Source organism: Pseudomonas sp. LAM2023 (assembly GCF_016620375.1).
Classification (GTDB): Bacteria; Pseudomonadota; Gammaproteobacteria; order Pseudomonadales; family Pseudomonadaceae; genus Aquipseudomonas; species Aquipseudomonas anuradhapurensis.
Window position 1 is genome coordinate 483,272 of record NZ_JAENHV010000017.1, and the last position, 16,882, is coordinate 500,153.

Sequence of the window (16,882 nt, forward strand, 5' to 3'; positions counted from 1 at the left end):
TGTCCACGACACCTCGTCAAATGCCGTTACTTTTGCGCCAACCTGGCTTAATGTAGAGAGAGATACATTTTATGTTGAGCTTCCTACATGACTGACTGGGCGCTACTGATCCTCGGGCTGCCGACAGCCAACGCCACCGAGCGTATGCGCGCCTGGAGAACCCTGAAAGCCTGCGGTGCCGCAGTACTTCGGGATGGCGTATACCTGCTGCCGGAACACAGTGCGGGGCGTGAAACGTTCGAAGCCGTGGAACGAGACGTGCTGGCCATCAACGGCACGGCATTTCTGCTGACGCTGGCGGAACGTGAAGAGCGCTTCAGCGGGCTGTTCGACCGCAGTGACGAATACGCCAAGCTGCTCGCCGAAATTGCCGGCTGCCGGGCGGACCTGTCGCCGGACAATGCCCTGCAGACAGCCCGGCAGGCGCGCAAGCTGAGGAAGATGTTCACTCAGCTGGCAGCCATCGATTTCTTCCCGGGCGCACTGAAAGCCCAGACCGACTCGGCTTTGCAGGCGCTCGAGACCGACATCAGCCGCGCCTTGTCTGCCGATGAGCCGCGCGCCCACGACCAGGCCATCACCCGCTTGGCGCGTGGCGACTACCAGGGCCGCCGCTGGGCGACCCGCAAGCGCCCGTGGGTCGATCGCCTGGCCTGTGCCTGGCTTATCCGCCGCTTCATTGATGCTAACGCCCGGTTCATCTGGCTCGACAGCCCCGGCGATTGCCCAGACGATGCGCTGGGCTTCGACTTCGATGGCGCCAGGTTCAGCCATGTCGGGCAGCGGGTGTCGTTCGAAACGCTTATCGACAGTTTTGATGTTCAGCAGCCAGGCCTGGCACGTCTGGCGCGCGTGATTCACTACCTGGACGTGGGGGGTTACCAACCCTCCGAAGCACCCGGTATCGAGCGTGTCCTCGCCGGCTTGCGCGCAAGCATCGGCGATGACGACCAACTGACAACCGTTGCCGGGGGCATCTTCGATGGGCTGCTGACGGCTTTCGCAAGTGAGGAAATCGAAAATGGTTGATACCCCCTCCGCCGTGAGCGAACAGCCAGAGCCGCAAGCTGCGCTGCGGCCGGTCAGCTTGTTCGAAGCCTTCCTGTTCTGGCTCAAGCTGGGCTTCATCAGCTTTGGCGGGCCCGCCGGGCAGATTTCGATCATGCACCAGGAGCTGGTCGAGCGCCGTCGATGGATCAGCGAGAAGCGTTTTCTGCACGCACTGAACTACTGCATGCTGCTGCCCGGCCCCGAGGCCCAGCAGCTCGCCACGTACATCGGCTGGCTGATGCACCGCTCGTGGGGCGGCGTGATTGCCGGCGCCTTGTTCGTGCTGCCTTCGCTGTTCATCCTGATTGGCTTGTCCTGGGTCTACATCGCCTTCGGCGAGGTGCCGGTGGTCGCCGGCATCTTCTATGGCATCAAGCCGGCGGTCACCGCCATCGTCGTTCACGCGGCCCACCGGATCGGCTCGCGAGCGCTGAAGAACGGCTGGCTGTGGGCCATGGCCGCGGCCTCGTTCGTGGCCATCTTCGCGCTCAACGTGCCGTTCCCGCTGATCGTGCTGGCCGCCGCGCTGATCGGCTATGCGGGCGGCCGCTTCGCCCCGGACAAGTTCGTGATCGGTGGTGGCCATGGGGCTGCGAAGAACAGCTATGGCCCGGCGCTGATCGATGACGACACACCGACACCCGAACATGCCCGTTTCAGCTGGGGTCACCTGCTGCGCCTGCTGCTGGTCGGTGCTGCGCTGTGGTGCCTGCCCATGGCGCTGCTGACCCTGACGTTTGGCTGGGGTGCGACCCTGACCCAGATGGGCTGGTTCTTCACCAAGGCCGCGTTGTTGACCTTTGGCGGGGCCTACGCCGTGTTGCCCTATGTCTACCAGGGCGCAGTCGGCCATTACGGCTGGCTGTCACCGGCGCAGATGATCGACGGGCTCGCCCTGGGCGAAACCACGCCAGGGCCGCTGATCATGGTGGTGGCCTTTGTCGGCTTCGTTGGAGGTTACCTGCACCCGATGTTTGGCGCGGAACACCCGTTCCTCGCTGGCGCGGTCGCGGCCAGCCTGGTCACCTGGTTCACCTTCCTGCCGTCGTTCCTGTTCATTCTCGGCGGTGGGCCGTTGGTGGAGTCGACGCATGACGAGGTGAAGTTCACTGCGCCGCTGACCGGGATTACGGCGGCGGTGGTGGGGGTGATCCTGAACCTGGCGATGTTCTTCGGTTATCACGTGCTTTGGCCGAAGGGGTTTGCTGGCGCGTTCGACTGGCCTTCGGCGGTGATTGCGGTTGCGGCGGCGGTCGCCTTGTTCCGCTTCAAGCGCGGGGTGATTCAGGTGCTGTTTGGCTGTGCCGTGCTTGGCCTGGTAGTGCATTTGCTGCGGGCTTGAAACCAGCGGCGATTCACAGCCCCTGCTCAACGAGGAACGACCTGCCACAACTCGGAGAACACCTGGACGAACCCGAAAGTGCCGATGGCGACTGCGGAAACGGCAGAGATGACGCGCATGAAGGCAACAGGCATTTTCTTGCGCAGTGCTGCGGTAAACCCGCTCAGGCAGAGCCACCAGGCAGCCGATCCTAGAAACACCCCGGCGAGCATCAGGAAGGTGGCGAACCACATTGCGCTGTCGCTCTGCTGTCGCTGGCTGGCCAAGGGATCGAGCGCTGCAAAAATGGCAATGAAGGCCAATATGGTCATCGGGTTTGACAGGGTTAGCCCAAACGCTGTGAGAAAGTCGCGCGTCACCGACGCAGAAGCGGCCGCCTCCGCAGCCTGCCTGGGTTTCAACGCATCTCGGGCAATGCCCCAGGCCAACCACAGCAGAAATGCACCACCCAACACTTTGAGCACGGTGGCCAGCGAAGGGGCAGACAGGAAAATCCCGGTAATGCCCAGCGCGCCGATCAACCCATAGACCGTATCGGCGCTGGCAGCACCCAGCCCGGTCGCGAGCCCCGAACGGAAGCCGTTCTTCAGGCTTCGCTGAACGCACAGCAGTCCAATCGGGCCGACAGGCGCAGCAATCGAAAAGCCGATAACGAATGATTTAGCCAGCAGCATGGGTTTCTCCAGACGATAGGCAGGGGTCTCGGGAGAATGGTAGGTATACCGGCGATTGTGCAGAATGGGTTTTCCAAGGAAAAAAACAAATCTACCTAAGGAATTAAGGCACATGGATGATATTGACTGGAAAATCCTCGAGCGCCTTCAAGGCAATGGCCGCATGACCTATACCGAGCTTGCGCGGCATGTGCATCTATCGGTGCCCGCTGTAACCGAGCGCGTCAGGCGCCTTGAAGAAGAGGGGGTGATCGAGGGCTATGCGGCTCGGGTTAACCCGATAGCTGCGGGCTACCTGGTTGGCGCAATGTTGGCGATGACCGTGCCCCAGCCGGCCAAGGCGAAGTTTCTCAAGGTGTTGGAGGGGATACCGGAGGTTTTGGAGTGCCATCACATAACGGGGGCGGACTCCTACATCTTTCGGGTGGTGGCTGCGAGCATGGGTGATTTGGAGCGGTTGATTGAAAAGATCAACCACTATGGGGAGACGCGGACGTCCATTGTGATGTCGACCCCGATTCCACCGCGTGCGCTTGAGCGGCCTGCGCGGTTTTGATTTGCCGGGCGGGAGTAGCAGAAGCAAAAACCGGCCAGGATCAAGATCTCTGCGACCTGTGGGGATTTTCCGCTACGCGGGATTAGCGGCTCAGTTCGACCGGGAGCACGGGCATCTCACGATTGGGCCTCCTGAGCACCATTACCTGGGCGGGTGGAGGCAGCACTGACCGATGAGACCTGCGCCTAAAGATCCTGAGCCGGCTGAACGCAGCGACTGTCAGTCAGTTTTCCTTACAGCTTTTCCGGGCCCGTGGCGACGCCGGCCTCGATACTGCCTTCTTCGCTTTGGCTGCCGCAGGGCTTTTCCCTCGTTTCGGTCCGGCTACCACGGAGGAACTGGCCTGCAGCGCGGCTGCAGCGATTGGCCCACTAGCCTTCAACTGGCCGACATTGTTGCCGACGACCGTTGCAGTGGGCTTATCTTTGGCAGTCATCACCATACCCATCCGCACGCCAAACAGACGCAGCACGGCGTCCAAAGTGCTGAGCTTTGGATTCGACTTCCCGCTTTCCAGTTCGTACAGGCTTTTCGTGGATATCTTGCACATGGCCGCGAAGGTTTCTTGGTCAAGCCCGGTGACTTCGAGCCGCAAACGGCGGATGGATGTCCCAATTGGATCGAGCCCCGCCGCGTTGCGCTTGACGATATCCTCTACGAGCTGAGCGCGCTCTTCAGGCTGTAGTTTTTTCATCGCAGTCCCCACTCCACGAGTCGCTTGTCCAGGTTATTCACGGGTATAGAGGCTGCATTGCGCATCGATTCTGGAGCATCGGTCAGTAGGTCGGGCAACGCCCTGAATTCCTCAGCCGCCTCCATCAACCGTTGCAGCAGAGCATCGGGATCAGTGTAACCAGCAAGCTCAGCGCAGTTGTCGCTCCAATCAGAAGACCCCTTGCGCTCCGCCGCCCACTTCGTCGGCCGTGTGATGCCCTCTTCATCCAGGATCATTGGCGCGAGGTCATAGATTGGCGCCAAACGAAACCTCCCCCCACACGCATGATGGAGGTGTTGCGGCCGTGGTTATCGGTGTTGCCTAGAATGCGGTTCAGCAGATCGCGCCGCACGTACTCGAACACCAGGTCGTCCACCTCATCCTGCTGGCCGTTGTCGATCCACCATGCGATCAAAGTTCGCGATGATTTAGTCGTCGTCATATGCGACAAGGCACCTCCCATCAGCAACACGCACGGGATTTGCAACCGTGAGTGTCGCTGCATCGCTCCATGCGCCATCGGAGAAAGCCTGGATCGTGATTCTGAGCGGCATCGCCACACCATTAATCAGTATTTGAATGCCGATCATCATAGTGCCTGCGGCATAAACCGGCATATTTTGCTAATTAAGAGCTTCGGCACGGAAAAACCGGCATCACACTACCGATTACGCATTCACCGCGCGTTGGAGGTGCTGGAGGTCGCTGCGCCTGGCAAGCAGAAACTGCCTGTGATTCGGCCTATGGTTTATAGGATCCAGTTTATCTGCGCTGGTCAGGTGTTGGATGGTACGGGCTTCGCCCGTGATCGCGGGTAAACCCGCTCCTACAGGGCGGGAGCTAGCCTGTAAAAATGGGTCGCGTGGTGGCGCTGATCGCAGGGGTTAGACAGTTAAGTCCGAGGCTCGCAGACCTGCTGAGAAAAGACAGGCCCAAGAAAGCCCGCACTAGGCGGGCTTATTGATGGCGCGATAGCAAAGAACACTATCGCCAAACTGACTTTAAATATGAAATGTCTAAAGTGGCGCAATCCGTATTTCCGACGCCAGAACAGTCATACGTATATGCAAAATACATGAACAAAGCGTTCGCAAAGGCTGGCTATAGCCTGGACGAAGCTCTATATGATTATTTCAAATCTGGCGCCCCATCTGGTGGAGCTGCTGGCAGCCCTAATATTTTATTCTCGAAAAAACTAAATTTGACTGTGTATGCCGACGCCCTCAAGAGTGCCGCTTCAGGCGGGGCTCGTTTGTTTCTGTCTTAGTAAAGCGGCTACTTGTACACAACTTGATAGTCATGTCGCCGCTGCTCTGAGATCTCATTAACCGCTGGGCCATATACTGAGCATAACTCAAGCATGGCCACCTTTGACTAACAAAAGCGATATTGGTAGCCTGTGAATTTAAGACGTCCCCATATACTGACTAGCTGGTCTCACTGTCGATCAGGGTCCACGTTGCAAGGCATCAGTAGATGTACATCGCTGCACAGAGATAGTCGACGATACCAAGCACCTACAATAAGCTTAGCTAGGTTAGATAACTATACCTCTATCAGCCGTTGCCTTGTAAACGGGTGGCGGGTCCCCCTCGAGTTGTGAACCATAATACAAAGCCAATATACGAAGGCTGCTAGAGCAAACTGCACGCTATCTGTGGCACTTGACAATGATTAAAGACATTGTTAGTTTAGCTCGCGATAGGCCGGATGCGGGTCAACCGCCACATGGTGGTGAGAGGGTTCGATTCCCTCATGGCCGGCCCCTACTTTTCTGGTACTTCATATCCTTCCGAAGGCCAGCTAGTATTTTTAACTCTGTATCTGGTATAGCTACATAATCAAGACAAGACGCTTTGGCTAGAGCGTGCACGTCGAGATTTTGCACCCCCATTAGGCTGCATTGCTTCATATTTGCGCCATCAAATTTTACGCCTCTCACGTCAGCACCCTTAAGATTTGCGCTTTGAAGATCGCAGTCAGTAAAATCACAGCGTTCTAAGACTGCCCCCTCAAAAGATACCCCTCTGCATGCTGCACCTATAAATTTCGATTTCAGCAAATTACACTTTGTAAATCGCGAGTTCTTTATTTCGCAGCCTTCAAAATTTGAAGAGCGCATCATTACGTCATAGAATAGGACATTCTTCAGTACCCCCTGTGCAATTTTGAAACCAATAAGCTTCCCGCCCTTAGCTTCAAAATTGTTAAGAAGCATTCCAAAGACGGATATATTAGCCACATTAAAACAAGTAACACGAGCCTCATTCAGCCTCTTGAGAATACCTATTTTCTTTAGGTTGATTTCCGGAGCATCCAAAAGCGCGTAGTCATTCAAATCCTCAAGCTGACGCTTGATTTCCGAGCGGCCAACTCTCCTAGAATCAAGCCATAGAATAAGCCCACCAACCACTGCCAATTCCAATATCATCCCATGCAATTCAACTAGATAGTTTTCCCAAAAATCCCGACCATAAAGCCCAAGAGTCACATTTGGAAGTAACTTAGCACTGACTATATCCCATCCAGCCGTTATCCCAAAAATTGTTATCGCGCCAATTGTCACAATAGTGATCGATGTTTTTATTTGACTATCAAAAATACTCATACCACCCCCATCAGTAACGCAAATCCAAAACCATCAATAAAAACGCACTCAGGAATTATTAGCATTATAAAGATCATATTCTATGAAATCCCTGCCCTTCAAGCTGCTGATAACAGTGGACATGCTGTAGCAGGACTTCGGTGAGTGCATCCACTGACTACCCTGCAAAGCCCAAGCTGGTCATTAATAGGTATGCCTAGGCCTTTATTAGCCTTATCGCTCGATAGGTGACACTCAAAATGCAACAGCATGAGAACAACACCCTAACTGATACGGCTTGATTATGTTCATCCGCGCCTACCTCCGAGCTTCCACAGACGAACAAGACGCCAGCCGGGCACGCAGCTCGCTGGAAAACTTTGTCAGCAGCCAGAACAAGGTCATCGCCTGCGGGTATTTGGAGAATGCCAGCGGCGGCGCCTCAGATCGCCCGGAGCTACTTCGTCTGCTAAAGGATGCCCGCAAAGGTGACGTGCTACTGGTCGAATCCATCGACTGCCTTTCCCGCCTCCCCGCTGACGATTGGAGCAAGCTCAAGGCCGCAATCGATGCCAAGGGGTTGCGGATTGTGGCGCTCGACTTACCCACGAGCCACCAAGGTATACGCGACACCATGGGTGACGAGTTCACTGATAGAATGCTCGCAGCGATCAATTCAATGTTAGTTGAGATGATGGCGGCGATAGTCAGGAAGGACTACGAGCAGAGGCGGGAGCGACAGGCTCAGGGCATTCAGAAGGCTAAAAGTGCCAGCAAGTATCAGGGCCGGCCAGTGGACCAAGAATTGCACAAGCGAGTTAAAGAGCTGCTCAGTGCCGGCTTAGGCATTCGAGTAACCGCTAGGCACGCAAGCTGCTCAACCACGACTGTCCTGCGTATCCGAGACGCTGTATAGGGCTTCCGCTTCAGCCAAAAAAACCAGGCAAGAAGCAGTCATGTGCAGCATGTACGCGGCCAAATGCTCGGGGACTTGAGTAGGTGCGGAACCTTGCCCGTGGCCAGAAAGCTTATTCCGCCCGGTTGGCACACTACTTTCGAGCGAGCTTCTGAGCGACGTGAGTGACTGTTGCCAGTAGAGCGGAATCAGTTCGTGATCGAAAAGCACTTGGATCAGTTTGCCGGCGGTGGCATGGTCGGCGTACTCCCAGCCGCGCTTGTCACAAATCGCCTTCATCATGCTCTCAAAAGCTTTCAGACACTCGTTCAGAGCTTCCTTGGTATTACCTTGGCGATAGTGAGAATGAGCTAGCAGAAACTCCTCTTCAGGTCCTCGATAACAGCTCTGTTGAAGCAGTCGCAACGCGGGCTTGACTACCTCCTCATGAAGAAGCTGCGAGTCCTTTTTGATGATTTCTCCAGATAGGAATTCGAAACCAACGCCGTGCTCGCGGAATCGAGTGTTTAGTTCGGCGATAGCCTCAGATGCAACCTCATCGGCGTTGCTACGTTGCAAATAGTCCCACGAGCGGGTGAGCCGGTCGATTGCCCTAAAAGCCAACTCCACAGCATCTAGAGCCTTTTCAACGTTATTCTCGGCCATGAAAAAATCGCAGAGCTCTGCGATAGGGTCCTCTTGATGAGCTGCCCGAGATGTAAGAGCGAAGACCCCATATTCTCGACGGAGCATAGAGGTCATCATGGACCAAGCGTGGGGACTTTTGCCCCGCTGACGGAAATCGTCGTGATTGCCGAGCGCTTCAATCCAGATCTGCACAATCTGGGTTTTGAGAGCCGAAGGCAGGCTTATGTACTGGTAGACGTCCGGAAATTCACCGCGAGCGCGGCGTGCTCTCTTGGAGTACAGGTCGACTACAGCCACTAGCAATCTCCTCTGACGCACGACGCGAGAGAGCTGAAAGCATCAGAAAGCCTCCATGCTGCAAGCATTTGACGGAGGACAAGACGCTCACAACTCCAGCTGAAGGCATTTCTCTTGCTGTCACCCTGCTGTCACAAAATATCAAATCAGAAGGATTAAAACGCTGAAAGCCTTGATTTGTCTGGTGCCGGAGACAGGAATCGAACCTGCGACCTTCGCGTTACGAGTGCGCTGCTCTACCGACTGAGCTACACCGGCGTGTAGCGCAACGTACCACTGCTCGCACCCGTTACGCAAACCCCTGTTTCGCCTACCTTATTACCCCACCTCAAGGCGCCTTGCACCCCTTCGGTGCCAGGTCTTCTTCAATGTCGGTCGTACACGCCCAGCCAGCCGCCGCGCGCGTCAGGGTACAAACGATGCTCCCGCTGCCATCCGCCGCCTTGCCGCTGGCCGTGATCGCACAATGCGCCGTTGCCGGCTGCCCACCCAGCTCGGCCACCGTCGCCACGTCCTTGCCATCATTCAGGCGCAGGTCCATCGCCGTCTTCAGCGCGCTGATTTCGAGCAACCCGGCCGCAGCCTTCGAGCGGGACTGGTGGTTGGTGTACATCGGTAAGGCGATGGTCGCCAGAATGCCGATGATCGCGACAACGATCATCAGTTCGATCAGGGTGATACCGCGTTGCCCTTTCATGAACGGTTTCCTTTTTGATACGTGTACTCGTTGAGGTCTGTCTCGCCCCAACCGGCAGCGGCGCAGTAGGCCTGAACAGACACCTTTTGTCACCCCTGCCCGCTTGGGCGTCATCTTCGCTGAACTACTCTAGTGAGCATCATGGACGCGCGCCCTGGCATGGACGCGGCAAGCTGTTTCCAAGCTTGTCGCCCGGGCAGAAAAAAGGACCTTGGCATGAACCCATCGACTCCTCTCTACACCTGGCACGGCATCGACGCCAACGGCCAACCGGTCAGCGGCCAGACGCCGGGGCGCAGCCCGGCCCATGTCCGGGCCGGGCTGATTCGTCAGGGCATCAAGGTGACAGGCTTGCGGCCCGTCGGCGGGCTGACCTTCAGTTTGCCAAAACGCCAGGCAAAAGCCGACCCGGCGGGATTCAGCCGGCAATTGGCGACCTTGCTCAAGGCCGGGGTACCGCTGCTGCAGGCGTTCGAGGTGATGGGGCGCAGTGGCTGCGACGCGGGGCAGGCGGCGTTGCTGGGCAGATTGAAACAGGATGTGGCCTTGGGCCTGGGGCTGGCGGACGCGTTGCAGCGCCACCCAGGCTGGTTCGATGCGCTGTACTGCAACCTGGTGCGGGTGGGTGAGCAATCCGGCACGCTCGACCGGCAGCTGGAACAGCTGGCGACCATGCTGGAACAACGCCAGGCGCTGCACAGGAAAGTGCGCAAGGCGATGATCTATCCGCTGCTGCTGTTGCTGACCGGGTTGGGGGTGTCGGCGATTCTGCTGCTGGAGGTGATACCCGAATTCGAGAACCTGTTTTCAGGCATGGGCGCGGCATTGCCAGCGTACACCCAATGGGTCATCGACTTGTCCACGCTGCTGAGCCGGTTTGCGCCGCTGTTGGTGGTGCTGAGCGCTGTGCTCGGTTTCGCCATGCGCCGGCTTTACCGGCAGCATGCACCGACGCGCCTGTGGCTATCCCGGCAGGTGCTGGGCTTGCCGGTGTTCGGCAGGTTGCTGGCGCAGGCGGCGCTGGCGCGGTTCGCCCGTAGCCTGGCAACGGCCTATGCCGCCGGAGTGCCTTTGCTGGATGCATTGGGTACGGTGGCGCGGGTGAGTGGTGGCGACTTGCACGAACAGGTGGTTTTGCGGTTGCGCCAGGGCATGGCCAATGGGCAGGGGCTGAACCAGGCGATGGCCGTCGAGCCGCTGTTTCCACCGTTGCTGGTGCAACTGACGGCCATCGGTGAAACCAGCGGTACGCTGGACCAGATGCTGGAGAAAGCCGCCAGCCATTACGAGGAACAGGTCAGCCAGGCGCTGGACCAGTTGACCAGCCTGCTGGAGCCAGCCATCGTGCTGATTCTGGGCGTGCTGGTAGGCGGCCTGGTGGTGGCGATGTACCTGCCGATCTTCCAGTTGGGTAGCTTGATCTGAACATGACTTCATGGACTTTGCTGGCGGAGCAGCCAGCGTACTTCCTCACCCTGGCCACGCTGCTCGGCCTGCTGGTGGGCAGTTTCCTCAATGTGCTGGTGTACCGCCTGCCGATCATGCTGGAGCAGCAATGGCAGCGTGAGGCGCAGGAAGTGTTAGGACTGCCGACAACGGCGCAGGAACGCTTCGACCTGTGGCTGCCAGCCTCGCGTTGCCCGCATTGCGGTCATCGAATCCGCGCGTGGGAGAACATTCCGCTGATCAGCTACCTGGCCTTGCGCGGGCGTTGTTCAGCCTGCAAGACCCGCATCAGCCCTCGCTATCCGCTGGTCGAGGTGGCCAGCGCGCTGCTTTCGCTGGTGGTGGCCTGGCACTTTGGTGTTTCGCTCGAGGCCGTGCTGGCACTGCCGCTGACCTGGTGCCTGCTGGCCCTGAGCCTGATCGATGCCAGGCACCAGCTGTTGCCGGATGTGCTGGTGCTGCCGATGCTGTGGCTGGGGCTGATCGTCAACGCCTTCGGCCTCTATGCGCCCCTGGCCGGGGCGCTGTGGGGGGCGGTGATCGGCTACCTCAGCCTGTGGACGGTGTACTGGCTGTTCAAGTTGGTCACCGGCAAGGAGGGCATGGGCTACGGCGACTTCAAGCTAATGGCACTGATCGGCGCCTGGGGGGGCTGGCAGGTATTGCCGTTGACGCTGCTGCTGTCGTCGCTGGTCGGGGCGTTGGTGGGGCTGTGCCTGCTGCGCTTGCACCGGCATGCCTTGGGCACGGCGATGCCGTTTGGGCCCTATCTGGCGATTGCGGGGTGGATTGCCGTGCTCTGGGGTGATGAAATATACGCCTCATACCTGCAACTGCTTGGATTCTGATGACCACTGCGGCCTTTACCCCCTGGATTCTCGGCCTGACCGGCGGCATCGGCAGCGGCAAGAGCGCCGCTGCCGAGCGCTTCGTCGAGCTTGGCGTGCACCTGGTCGATGCCGACCAGGCGGCGCGCTGGGTGGTCGAACCTGGCCGACCGGCGCTGGCCAGCATCGTCGAGCGCTTCGGCCCTGGCGTGCTGCAAGCGGACGGCCAGCTCGACCGCACGGCCCTGCGCCAGCTGATCTTCGCCGACCCGGCGCAACGCAAATGGCTGGAGCAATTGCTGCACCCACTGATCGGCCAGGAGATCTTCAGCTACCTGGCCAAGGCCGAGTCGCCGTATGCGGTGTATGTCTCGCCGCTGTTGATCGAGTCGGGGCAATACCAGAAAACCCAACGGGTGCTGGTGATCGATGCGCCACAAGAACTGCAGATGGCGCGAACCCTGGCGCGGGACAACACCAGTACCGAGCAGGTGCAGGCCATACTCAAGGCCCAACTGGCGCGTGAGGAGCGCCTGCGCCATGCCGACGATGTGGTGGTCAATGACGGCGACCTCGCCGCGTTGCATGAACAGATTGACCGCCTGCACCACTTTTACCTGACTTTACGAGGAGGCCAGCCATGAGCCAGCCATTGACCGTCGATTGCCCGACCTGTGGCGCACCTGTGGAATGGAACGAGAAAAGCCCGTTCCGGCCGTTTTGCTCGGACCGTTGCAAGCTGATCGACTTGGGCGCCTGGGCGGCGGAGGAGCACAAGATCCCGGGTTCGGACGAGTCCGAGGATGAGCTGTATTCGGGCGACCTGGAACCGCGCCACTAAGTCCACCACACCGGCCATGCCGGCCTTCGTTGGCAACCTGCTGCCGCATTCCGCCCCTGTAGGAGCGGCCTTGTGTCGCGATGGGCCGCAAAGCGGCCCCCTTCAATGGCTTCATGGCCACTATCGCCGAGGCTGCTTCGCTGCCCTTCCGCGACACAAGCCCGCCCCACAGGGGGCATGTGGTTGCACAGCTATCGCTCATCCTCCTTCCACGGCGCCTGCAAATACCGCGTGCGGTTGAAGGTTTCCAGCCACTCCGGGCAAAACACCACCAGCGCGCTGATCACCGTGCCATTGATGAACGCCTCGGGGAACATCATCAGCCACAGGTAGCCGACAAAGTCGCTCAGCCACTCCGGCATGGCGAAGCGCCCGTTCAGCCACAGCAAGCCCAACCCGGCCGACAGGCAGGCCAGCACCGTCAGGGCTGCGGGGAAGAAGCCGGAACAGAAGATATACACGAACAGGTTTCTGGGTTGAGCGCGCTCGACCCCTATCGCGCACGCCTCGGCAATCAACACCGGCAATCCAACCAGCAACAAGCCATTGATCCCCAGCGCGGCCAGGTCCTGGCGCCCGAGCACCAGCAAACCGAGCTGCGCCATGAAACCGCCGAGCACGGCCAACGGCCAGTCCAGCAACAGCGTCACCGCCGTCATGCCGATGAAGTGGTACGACACCCCAGTGTCGAAATCGCGCCTCACCAGCCACAGGGCGAACAGGCAGAACACCGTGCCGAACAGCAGGTGCTGGCGGCGCCGGTCGGTGAACAGCTCTACCCAGCGCACCTGGCTGATTGCCCAGATCAGCAACGGTACGTAACCCAGCCAGCCAAGGGTAAGGGTGGTGCCGGACAATACCTGCGCGCTGATCACCTGAACAATGCCCCCTGCCTTCCTGTGGATAAGGCCGAGTCTACACCTATTATCCGTTTCATTCGGCTGCGGGCAGCAGCGCTCCACAGCATCAGCGCCGGCCGGGCTTTGGCCCGGTGAATACGCAGGGCCGGCAGCAAGGGCCAACGCGGCGCTGATTTATACGCACAAACAGCATCTTACCGTCATCGATTAGCGTCTAAGCTTGCACCATGGATGACTCAGACTACCTGCGCCTGCTTACTATCCAGGCCGAACAAGCCAATGCCTTTCTCTCCAACGCCCGCAAGTGGGAGCGGGAGCGTTGGGTGTGCCAACGCCTGTTGCAGGGGCTGAACATCCCCTACCGCAGCGAGGACTTCACCCCGGCCGGCCAGGAGCCGCCAGACGTGCTGTTCCGCGACGCCGCCTTCGAGGTGTTCTTCGTGCTCGACGAGGGCCGCCGGCTGAACGATGAATGGCGCGAAGAGCTGCAGCGCCGGCGCAGTGCGTTTTCCCTGGCGCAACTGGTGCGCCGCGAAGCGCGCCCGCGGCGCATCAGTGCCACCGAGCTGCTGGGGCGCCTGGCGCCGACCTTGCGCAAGAAGGCACACAACTACCGTGAGCGCGGGCTGGAGCTGAACGAGCTGGACATCATCGCCTTCGCCAGCCTCAAGCGCGAGGTGCTCGACCTCAACACACACTTCCCGCCCCCCACCGAATACCTGCGCCAGGGCTGGCGCTCGCTGTCGCTGGTCGGGCCGACCTTTGCCCGGGTGCTGTTCGCCCACCCGGATGCGCCGGACTTCCTGCGCGGCAACCTGGGGCGCAGCATCGTGTTCGACGTGGGCATCAGTCTTTGATCCAGTGCAGCGAGTGTTTGCGATGGCGTACACTCGGCGCCAGAGATAGAAAGCATTATCATTTGTTTCAAGCCCCTGCGTGAACGCTGTAGCGTTTGCGCAGTCACAAACGTCTACCTGACGAGGCCCCACCATGACCAGCCGTCTGAATCCAGAAGATCAGCGTCGTGTCGATGAGTATCTGCGAGCCCCCCAGCACCAAGTCGAGCGCAGGCCCTTCCGGCCGTGGCTGCTCCTTGTGCTGGTGGTGGCCGTGACCATCGGGTTGGGTCTCATCAGCCGCCTGCTGAGTGGGTTGGTGCTATGAGCTGCTTCGCGCTCGCCCTCCCCTCGCGCAGTGTGCGGCCGGCCCCCTGGGCCCCGAATTCCGTAAACCTTATGAGATATTCCCATGACTCATCGCATCGTGATTGTCGGCGGCGGCGCCGGCGGCCTGGAACTGGCGACCCGCCTGGGTAAAAGCCTGGGCAAGCGCAAGCAGGCCGAGATCACCCTGGTCGACGCCAACCTCACGCACATCTGGAAACCGCTGCTGCACGAAGTGGCCGCCGGCTCGCTGAACTCCTCGGAAGACGAACTGAACTACGTGGCCCAGGCCAAGTGGAACCACTTCAACTTCCAGCTGGGACGCATGAGCGGCCTGGACCGCGAGGGCAAGCAGATCCAGCTGGCCGCCACCCTCGACGAAGAGGGCCGCGAGTTGCTGCCTGCGCGTACCCTGGGCTACGACACCCTGGTGATTGCCGTGGGTTCCAATACCAACGACTTCGGCACCCTGGGCGCGGCGCAGCACTGCCTGTTCCTCGACACCCGCAAGCAGGCCGAGCGTTTCCACCAGCAATTGCTCAACCACTACCTGCGTGCCCATGCCGGTGACGTGGCCAGCGAGAAAATCAGCGTGGCCATCGTCGGCGCGGGTGCCACCGGTGTGGAGCTGGCGGCCGAGCTGCACCACGCGGCCCACGAACTGGCAGCCTATGGCCTGGACCGTATCCAGCCCAAGGACATGCACATCACCCTGATCGAAGCAGGCCCGCGCGTGCTGCCGGCACTGCCCGAGCGCATCAGCGTGCCAGTGCACAAGACCCTGGAGAAACTCGGGGTCAAGGTGATGACCAATGCCGCCGTCAGTGAAGTGACCGAAGATGGCCTGAAGACCAAGGATGGCGAAGTGATCCAGGCCAGCCTGAAGGTGTGGGCGGCGGGTATCCGTGCGCCAGCCTTCCTCAAGGACATCGATGGCCTGGAAACCAACCGCATCAACCAGCTGGTGGTGCGCCCGACCCTGCAGACCACGCGTGACGACAACATCTTTGCCTTCGGCGACTGCGCCGCCTGCCCGCAACCCGGCAGCGACCGCAACGTGCCGCCACGGGCGCAGGCCGCGCACCAGCAGGCCTCGATGCTGGCGCAGAGCCTGAAGGCACGGCTGGAGAACAAGGCGCTGCCGACCTATGCGTACAAGGACTACGGTTCGCTGGTGTCGTTGTCGCGCTTCTCGGCGGTGGGCAACCTGATGGGTAACCTGATGGGCAGCGTGAAGCTGGAGGGCTGGCTGGCGCGCATGTTCTATGTGTCGTTGTACCGCATGCACCAGATGGCGCTGTACGGTTTCTTCCGCACTGCGCTGATGATGCTGGGCAGCAAGATTGGCCGCGGTACCGAGCCGCGCCTGAAGTTGCACTGACAGGCACGCCGTAGCGGTTGCCTGTACTGGCCCCATCGCCGGCAAGCCGGCTCCACACAATGCTCACAGACCTCAAGTTCTGTGCTGTACCTGTGGGAGCTGGCTTGTCGGCGACAGGGCTGGTAGCCCTCTTGCAAGGCTAGCGTCGAGATGCACCGGACGGCCGGCGCTCTGGAAAAAATCGAGGCAAAAGAAAAAGGGCATCTCATTCGAGATGCCCTTTTTACATGGTGGGTCGTGTAGGATTCGAACCTACGACCAATTGGTTAAAAGCCAACTGCTCTACCAACTGAGCTAACGACCCGGAAAATGGTCGGGGTGAGGGGATTCGAACTCCTGACATCCTGCTCCCAAAGCAGGCGCGCTACCGGACTGCGCTACACCCCGAGATTGGCTCCGCGACCTGGACTCGAACCAGGGACCCAATGATTAACAGTCATTTGCTCTACCGACTGAGCTATCGCGGAACTGAACTTCGGTACAACCTTTACTACTTCGAAGCTTGTGTTAGCTTCGGTCTCTTTGGCTATCCGCTTTCGCGTTGTCGCTGCTGAGGCCGGCTATTCTACATTCTTCGTTTTTCTTGTCAACCACTTTTTTTCGTTCAACTTACTGATTTGTAAGTTGTTTTGCGATCCCCGATGTTGCTGGTGATTCGCTTAGTGCCTGACAACGCGGCGTATATTAGGGGCACTCGATTTCAGATGCAAGCAAAAATTTCAAAAATTTCAGCAAGTTATCCAGGAAATTCTAAACACCCCGGATTTGCTGGGGCCGCGCCGGCCTCTTCGCGGGCTCGCCCGCTCCCACAGGGACGGCGCAGCCCTCGAAATCTGTGCAATTCCTGTGGGAGCGGGCATGCCCGCGAAGGGGCCAGCACAGGAAAACAGGCAAGAAAAAGCC

The 16,882-nt window shown here is 59.2% G+C and carries 19 protein-coding genes and 4 tRNA genes; 11 read left to right on the top strand and 12 right to left on the bottom strand.

The features are described 5' to 3' along the window. The first annotated feature begins 87 nt into the window (after window positions 1-87). Window positions 88-1,029 (top strand): chromate resistance protein ChrB domain-containing protein, encoded by a 942-nt coding sequence (locus JKP78_RS12235; RefSeq protein WP_200626737.1) that lies wholly within the window; start codon window positions 88-90, stop codon window positions 1,027-1,029. Then, window positions 1,022-2,392: a chromate efflux transporter gene (gene chrA, locus JKP78_RS12240; protein ID WP_200626738.1), complete on the top strand. Its 1,371-nt coding sequence runs from the start codon at window positions 1,022-1,024 to the stop codon at window positions 2,390-2,392. The genes JKP78_RS12235 and chrA overlap by 8 nt, the downstream gene beginning before the upstream one ends. Window positions 2,393-2,418: 26 nt before the next feature. Here the strand turns inward: chrA and JKP78_RS12245 are convergent, their stop codons facing one another. Beyond that, window positions 2,419-3,066, bottom strand: coding sequence for a LysE family translocator (locus JKP78_RS12245; RefSeq protein ID WP_200626739.1), 648 nt, complete (start codon window positions 3,064-3,066; stop codon window positions 2,419-2,421). A gap of 112 nt (window positions 3,067-3,178) precedes the next feature. Here JKP78_RS12245 and JKP78_RS12250 point away from each other — a divergent pair, with 112 nt between their 5' ends. Continuing rightward, entirely contained in the window at window positions 3,179-3,622 is a 444-nt protein-coding gene (locus JKP78_RS12250; protein WP_200626740.1) for an Lrp/AsnC family transcriptional regulator, read from the top strand. Window positions 3,623-3,845: 223 nt separating this feature from the next. Here the strand turns inward: JKP78_RS12250 and JKP78_RS12255 are convergent, their stop codons facing one another. From JKP78_RS12255 to JKP78_RS12265, 4 genes are all read right to left on the bottom strand, one after another. Continuing rightward, on the bottom strand, window positions 3,846-4,316 hold the full coding sequence (locus tag JKP78_RS12255; protein WP_200626741.1) for a helix-turn-helix domain-containing protein: 471 nt from the start codon (window positions 4,314-4,316) through the stop codon (window positions 3,846-3,848). Continuing rightward, window positions 4,313-4,573 (bottom strand): hypothetical protein, encoded by a 261-nt coding sequence (locus tag JKP78_RS25440; RefSeq protein WP_442793983.1) that lies wholly within the window; start codon window positions 4,571-4,573, stop codon window positions 4,313-4,315. Before JKP78_RS25440 ends, JKP78_RS12255 begins: the two co-directional genes overlap by 4 nt. Then, entirely contained in the window at window positions 4,570-4,779 is a 210-nt protein-coding gene (locus JKP78_RS25445; protein WP_442793984.1) for a hypothetical protein, read from the bottom strand. The genes JKP78_RS25440 and JKP78_RS25445 overlap by 4 nt, the downstream gene beginning before the upstream one ends. A 1,311-nt stretch (window positions 4,780-6,090) precedes the next feature. Continuing rightward, the gene (locus JKP78_RS12265; protein WP_200626742.1) at window positions 6,091-6,945 is read right to left on the bottom strand and encodes a pentapeptide repeat-containing protein; all 855 of its coding nucleotides are present in this window, start codon (window positions 6,943-6,945) and stop codon (window positions 6,091-6,093) included. Between the two features lie 283 nt (window positions 6,946-7,228). Between JKP78_RS12265 and JKP78_RS12270 the strand changes: the two genes are divergently transcribed. Then, window positions 7,229-7,840, top strand: a complete 612-nt coding sequence (locus tag JKP78_RS12270) for a recombinase family protein (protein ID WP_200626764.1) — start codon at window positions 7,229-7,231, stop codon at window positions 7,838-7,840. Here JKP78_RS12270 and JKP78_RS12275 read toward each other — a convergent pair. The 3 genes from JKP78_RS12275 to JKP78_RS12285 form a co-directional block, all read right to left on the bottom strand. Further along, complete coding sequence (locus JKP78_RS12275) at window positions 7,802-8,764, bottom strand: STM4504/CBY_0614 family protein (protein WP_200626743.1); 963 nt, start codon at window positions 8,762-8,764, stop codon at window positions 7,802-7,804. The two genes, JKP78_RS12270 and JKP78_RS12275, sit on opposite strands and share 39 nt — an antisense overlap. 182 nt (window positions 8,765-8,946) lie before the next feature. Further along, window positions 8,947-9,022, bottom strand: a tRNA-Thr gene (locus JKP78_RS12280). A gap of 70 nt (window positions 9,023-9,092) precedes the next feature. Further along, window positions 9,093-9,461 carry a pilin gene (locus JKP78_RS12285; protein WP_200626744.1) on the bottom strand — a complete coding sequence of 123 codons (369 nt, stop codon included), beginning with the start codon at window positions 9,459-9,461 and terminating at the stop codon, window positions 9,093-9,095. A 216-nt stretch (window positions 9,462-9,677) separates the two neighbouring features. Here JKP78_RS12285 and JKP78_RS12290 point away from each other — a divergent pair, with 216 nt between their 5' ends. From JKP78_RS12290 to yacG, 4 genes are read left to right on the top strand one after another with little or no spacing between them, the layout of a single operon-like run. Next, complete coding sequence (locus tag JKP78_RS12290) at window positions 9,678-10,886, top strand: type II secretion system F family protein (protein ID WP_200626745.1); 1,209 nt, start codon at window positions 9,678-9,680, stop codon at window positions 10,884-10,886. A gap of 2 nt (window positions 10,887-10,888) precedes the next feature. Further along, on the top strand, window positions 10,889-11,755 hold the full coding sequence (locus JKP78_RS12295; RefSeq protein ID WP_200626746.1) for a prepilin peptidase: 867 nt from the start codon (window positions 10,889-10,891) through the stop codon (window positions 11,753-11,755). Beyond that, entirely contained in the window at window positions 11,755-12,378 is a 624-nt protein-coding gene (gene coaE / locus JKP78_RS12300; RefSeq protein ID WP_186689368.1) for a dephospho-CoA kinase, read from the top strand. The genes JKP78_RS12295 and coaE overlap by 1 nt, the downstream gene beginning before the upstream one ends. Next, on the top strand, window positions 12,375-12,575 hold the full coding sequence (gene yacG, locus JKP78_RS12305; protein ID WP_170028160.1) for a DNA gyrase inhibitor YacG: 201 nt from the start codon (window positions 12,375-12,377) through the stop codon (window positions 12,573-12,575). The genes coaE and yacG overlap by 4 nt, the downstream gene beginning before the upstream one ends. 191 nt (window positions 12,576-12,766) lie before the next feature. On the opposite strand, the gene JKP78_RS12310 is transcribed toward yacG, so the two are convergent. Continuing rightward, a complete protein-coding gene (locus JKP78_RS12310) occupies window positions 12,767-13,450 on the bottom strand; it encodes an energy-coupling factor ABC transporter permease (RefSeq protein WP_186689379.1) in 684 nt (227 codons plus the stop codon). Window positions 13,451-13,662: 212 nt separating this feature from the next. Here JKP78_RS12310 and JKP78_RS12315 point away from each other — a divergent pair, with 212 nt between their 5' ends. From JKP78_RS12315 to JKP78_RS12325, 3 genes are all read left to right on the top strand, one after another. Then, window positions 13,663-14,292, top strand: a complete 630-nt coding sequence (locus JKP78_RS12315) for a DUF1780 domain-containing protein (RefSeq protein ID WP_013970766.1) — start codon at window positions 13,663-13,665, stop codon at window positions 14,290-14,292. A gap of 133 nt (window positions 14,293-14,425) precedes the next feature. After that, on the top strand, window positions 14,426-14,599 hold the full coding sequence (locus JKP78_RS12320; RefSeq protein WP_013970765.1) for a DUF3094 family protein: 174 nt from the start codon (window positions 14,426-14,428) through the stop codon (window positions 14,597-14,599). Between the two features lie 84 nt (window positions 14,600-14,683). Beyond that, entirely contained in the window at window positions 14,684-15,979 is a 1,296-nt protein-coding gene (locus JKP78_RS12325; RefSeq protein ID WP_170028158.1) for an NAD(P)/FAD-dependent oxidoreductase, read from the top strand. A gap of 228 nt (window positions 15,980-16,207) precedes the next feature. On the opposite strand, the gene JKP78_RS12330 is transcribed toward JKP78_RS12325, so the two are convergent. From JKP78_RS12330 to JKP78_RS12340, 3 genes are all read right to left on the bottom strand, one after another. Next, a tRNA-Lys gene (locus JKP78_RS12330) sits at window positions 16,208-16,283 on the bottom strand. Window positions 16,284-16,289: 6 nt separating this feature from the next. Beyond that, window positions 16,290-16,366, bottom strand: a tRNA-Pro gene (locus tag JKP78_RS12335). Window positions 16,367-16,370: 4 nt separating this feature from the next. Further along, a tRNA-Asn gene (locus tag JKP78_RS12340) sits at window positions 16,371-16,446 on the bottom strand. Window positions 16,447-16,882: the final 436 nt, after the last annotated feature.

What these genes read in the sequence shown, in the direction of transcription:
- JKP78_RS12235 (WP_200626737.1), top strand. Translation starts at nt 88, where the DNA reads ATGACTGACTGGGCGCTACTGATCCTCGGGCTGCCGACAGCCAACGCC.
- chrA (WP_200626738.1), top strand. Translation starts at nt 1,022, where the DNA reads ATGGTTGATACCCCCTCCGCCGTGAGCGAACAGCCAGAGCCGCAAGCT.
- JKP78_RS12245 (WP_200626739.1), bottom strand. Translation starts at nt 3,066, where the DNA reads ATGCTGCTGGCTAAATCATTCGTTATCGGCTTTTCGATTGCTGCGCCT.
- JKP78_RS12250 (WP_200626740.1), top strand. Translation starts at nt 3,179, where the DNA reads ATGGATGATATTGACTGGAAAATCCTCGAGCGCCTTCAAGGCAATGGC.
- JKP78_RS12255 (WP_200626741.1), bottom strand. Translation starts at nt 4,316, where the DNA reads ATGAAAAAACTACAGCCTGAAGAGCGCGCTCAGCTCGTAGAGGATATC.
- JKP78_RS25440 (WP_442793983.1), bottom strand. Translation starts at nt 4,573, where the DNA reads ATGATCCTGGATGAAGAGGGCATCACACGGCCGACGAAGTGGGCGGCG.
- JKP78_RS25445 (WP_442793984.1), bottom strand. Translation starts at nt 4,779, where the DNA reads ATGACGACGACTAAATCATCGCGAACTTTGATCGCATGGTGGATCGAC.
- JKP78_RS12265 (WP_200626742.1), bottom strand. Translation starts at nt 6,945, where the DNA reads ATGAGTATTTTTGATAGTCAAATAAAAACATCGATCACTATTGTGACA.
- JKP78_RS12270 (WP_200626764.1), top strand. Translation starts at nt 7,229, where the DNA reads ATGTTCATCCGCGCCTACCTCCGAGCTTCCACAGACGAACAAGACGCC.
- JKP78_RS12285 (WP_200626744.1), bottom strand. Translation starts at nt 9,461, where the DNA reads ATGAAAGGGCAACGCGGTATCACCCTGATCGAACTGATGATCGTTGTC.
- JKP78_RS12290 (WP_200626745.1), top strand. Translation starts at nt 9,678, where the DNA reads ATGAACCCATCGACTCCTCTCTACACCTGGCACGGCATCGACGCCAAC.
- JKP78_RS12295 (WP_200626746.1), top strand. Translation starts at nt 10,889, where the DNA reads ATGACTTCATGGACTTTGCTGGCGGAGCAGCCAGCGTACTTCCTCACC.
- coaE (WP_186689368.1), top strand. Translation starts at nt 11,755, where the DNA reads ATGACCACTGCGGCCTTTACCCCCTGGATTCTCGGCCTGACCGGCGGC.
- yacG (WP_170028160.1), top strand. Translation starts at nt 12,375, where the DNA reads ATGAGCCAGCCATTGACCGTCGATTGCCCGACCTGTGGCGCACCTGTG.
- JKP78_RS12315 (WP_013970766.1), top strand. Translation starts at nt 13,663, where the DNA reads ATGGATGACTCAGACTACCTGCGCCTGCTTACTATCCAGGCCGAACAA.
- JKP78_RS12320 (WP_013970765.1), top strand. Translation starts at nt 14,426, where the DNA reads ATGACCAGCCGTCTGAATCCAGAAGATCAGCGTCGTGTCGATGAGTAT.
- JKP78_RS12325 (WP_170028158.1), top strand. Translation starts at nt 14,684, where the DNA reads ATGACTCATCGCATCGTGATTGTCGGCGGCGGCGCCGGCGGCCTGGAA.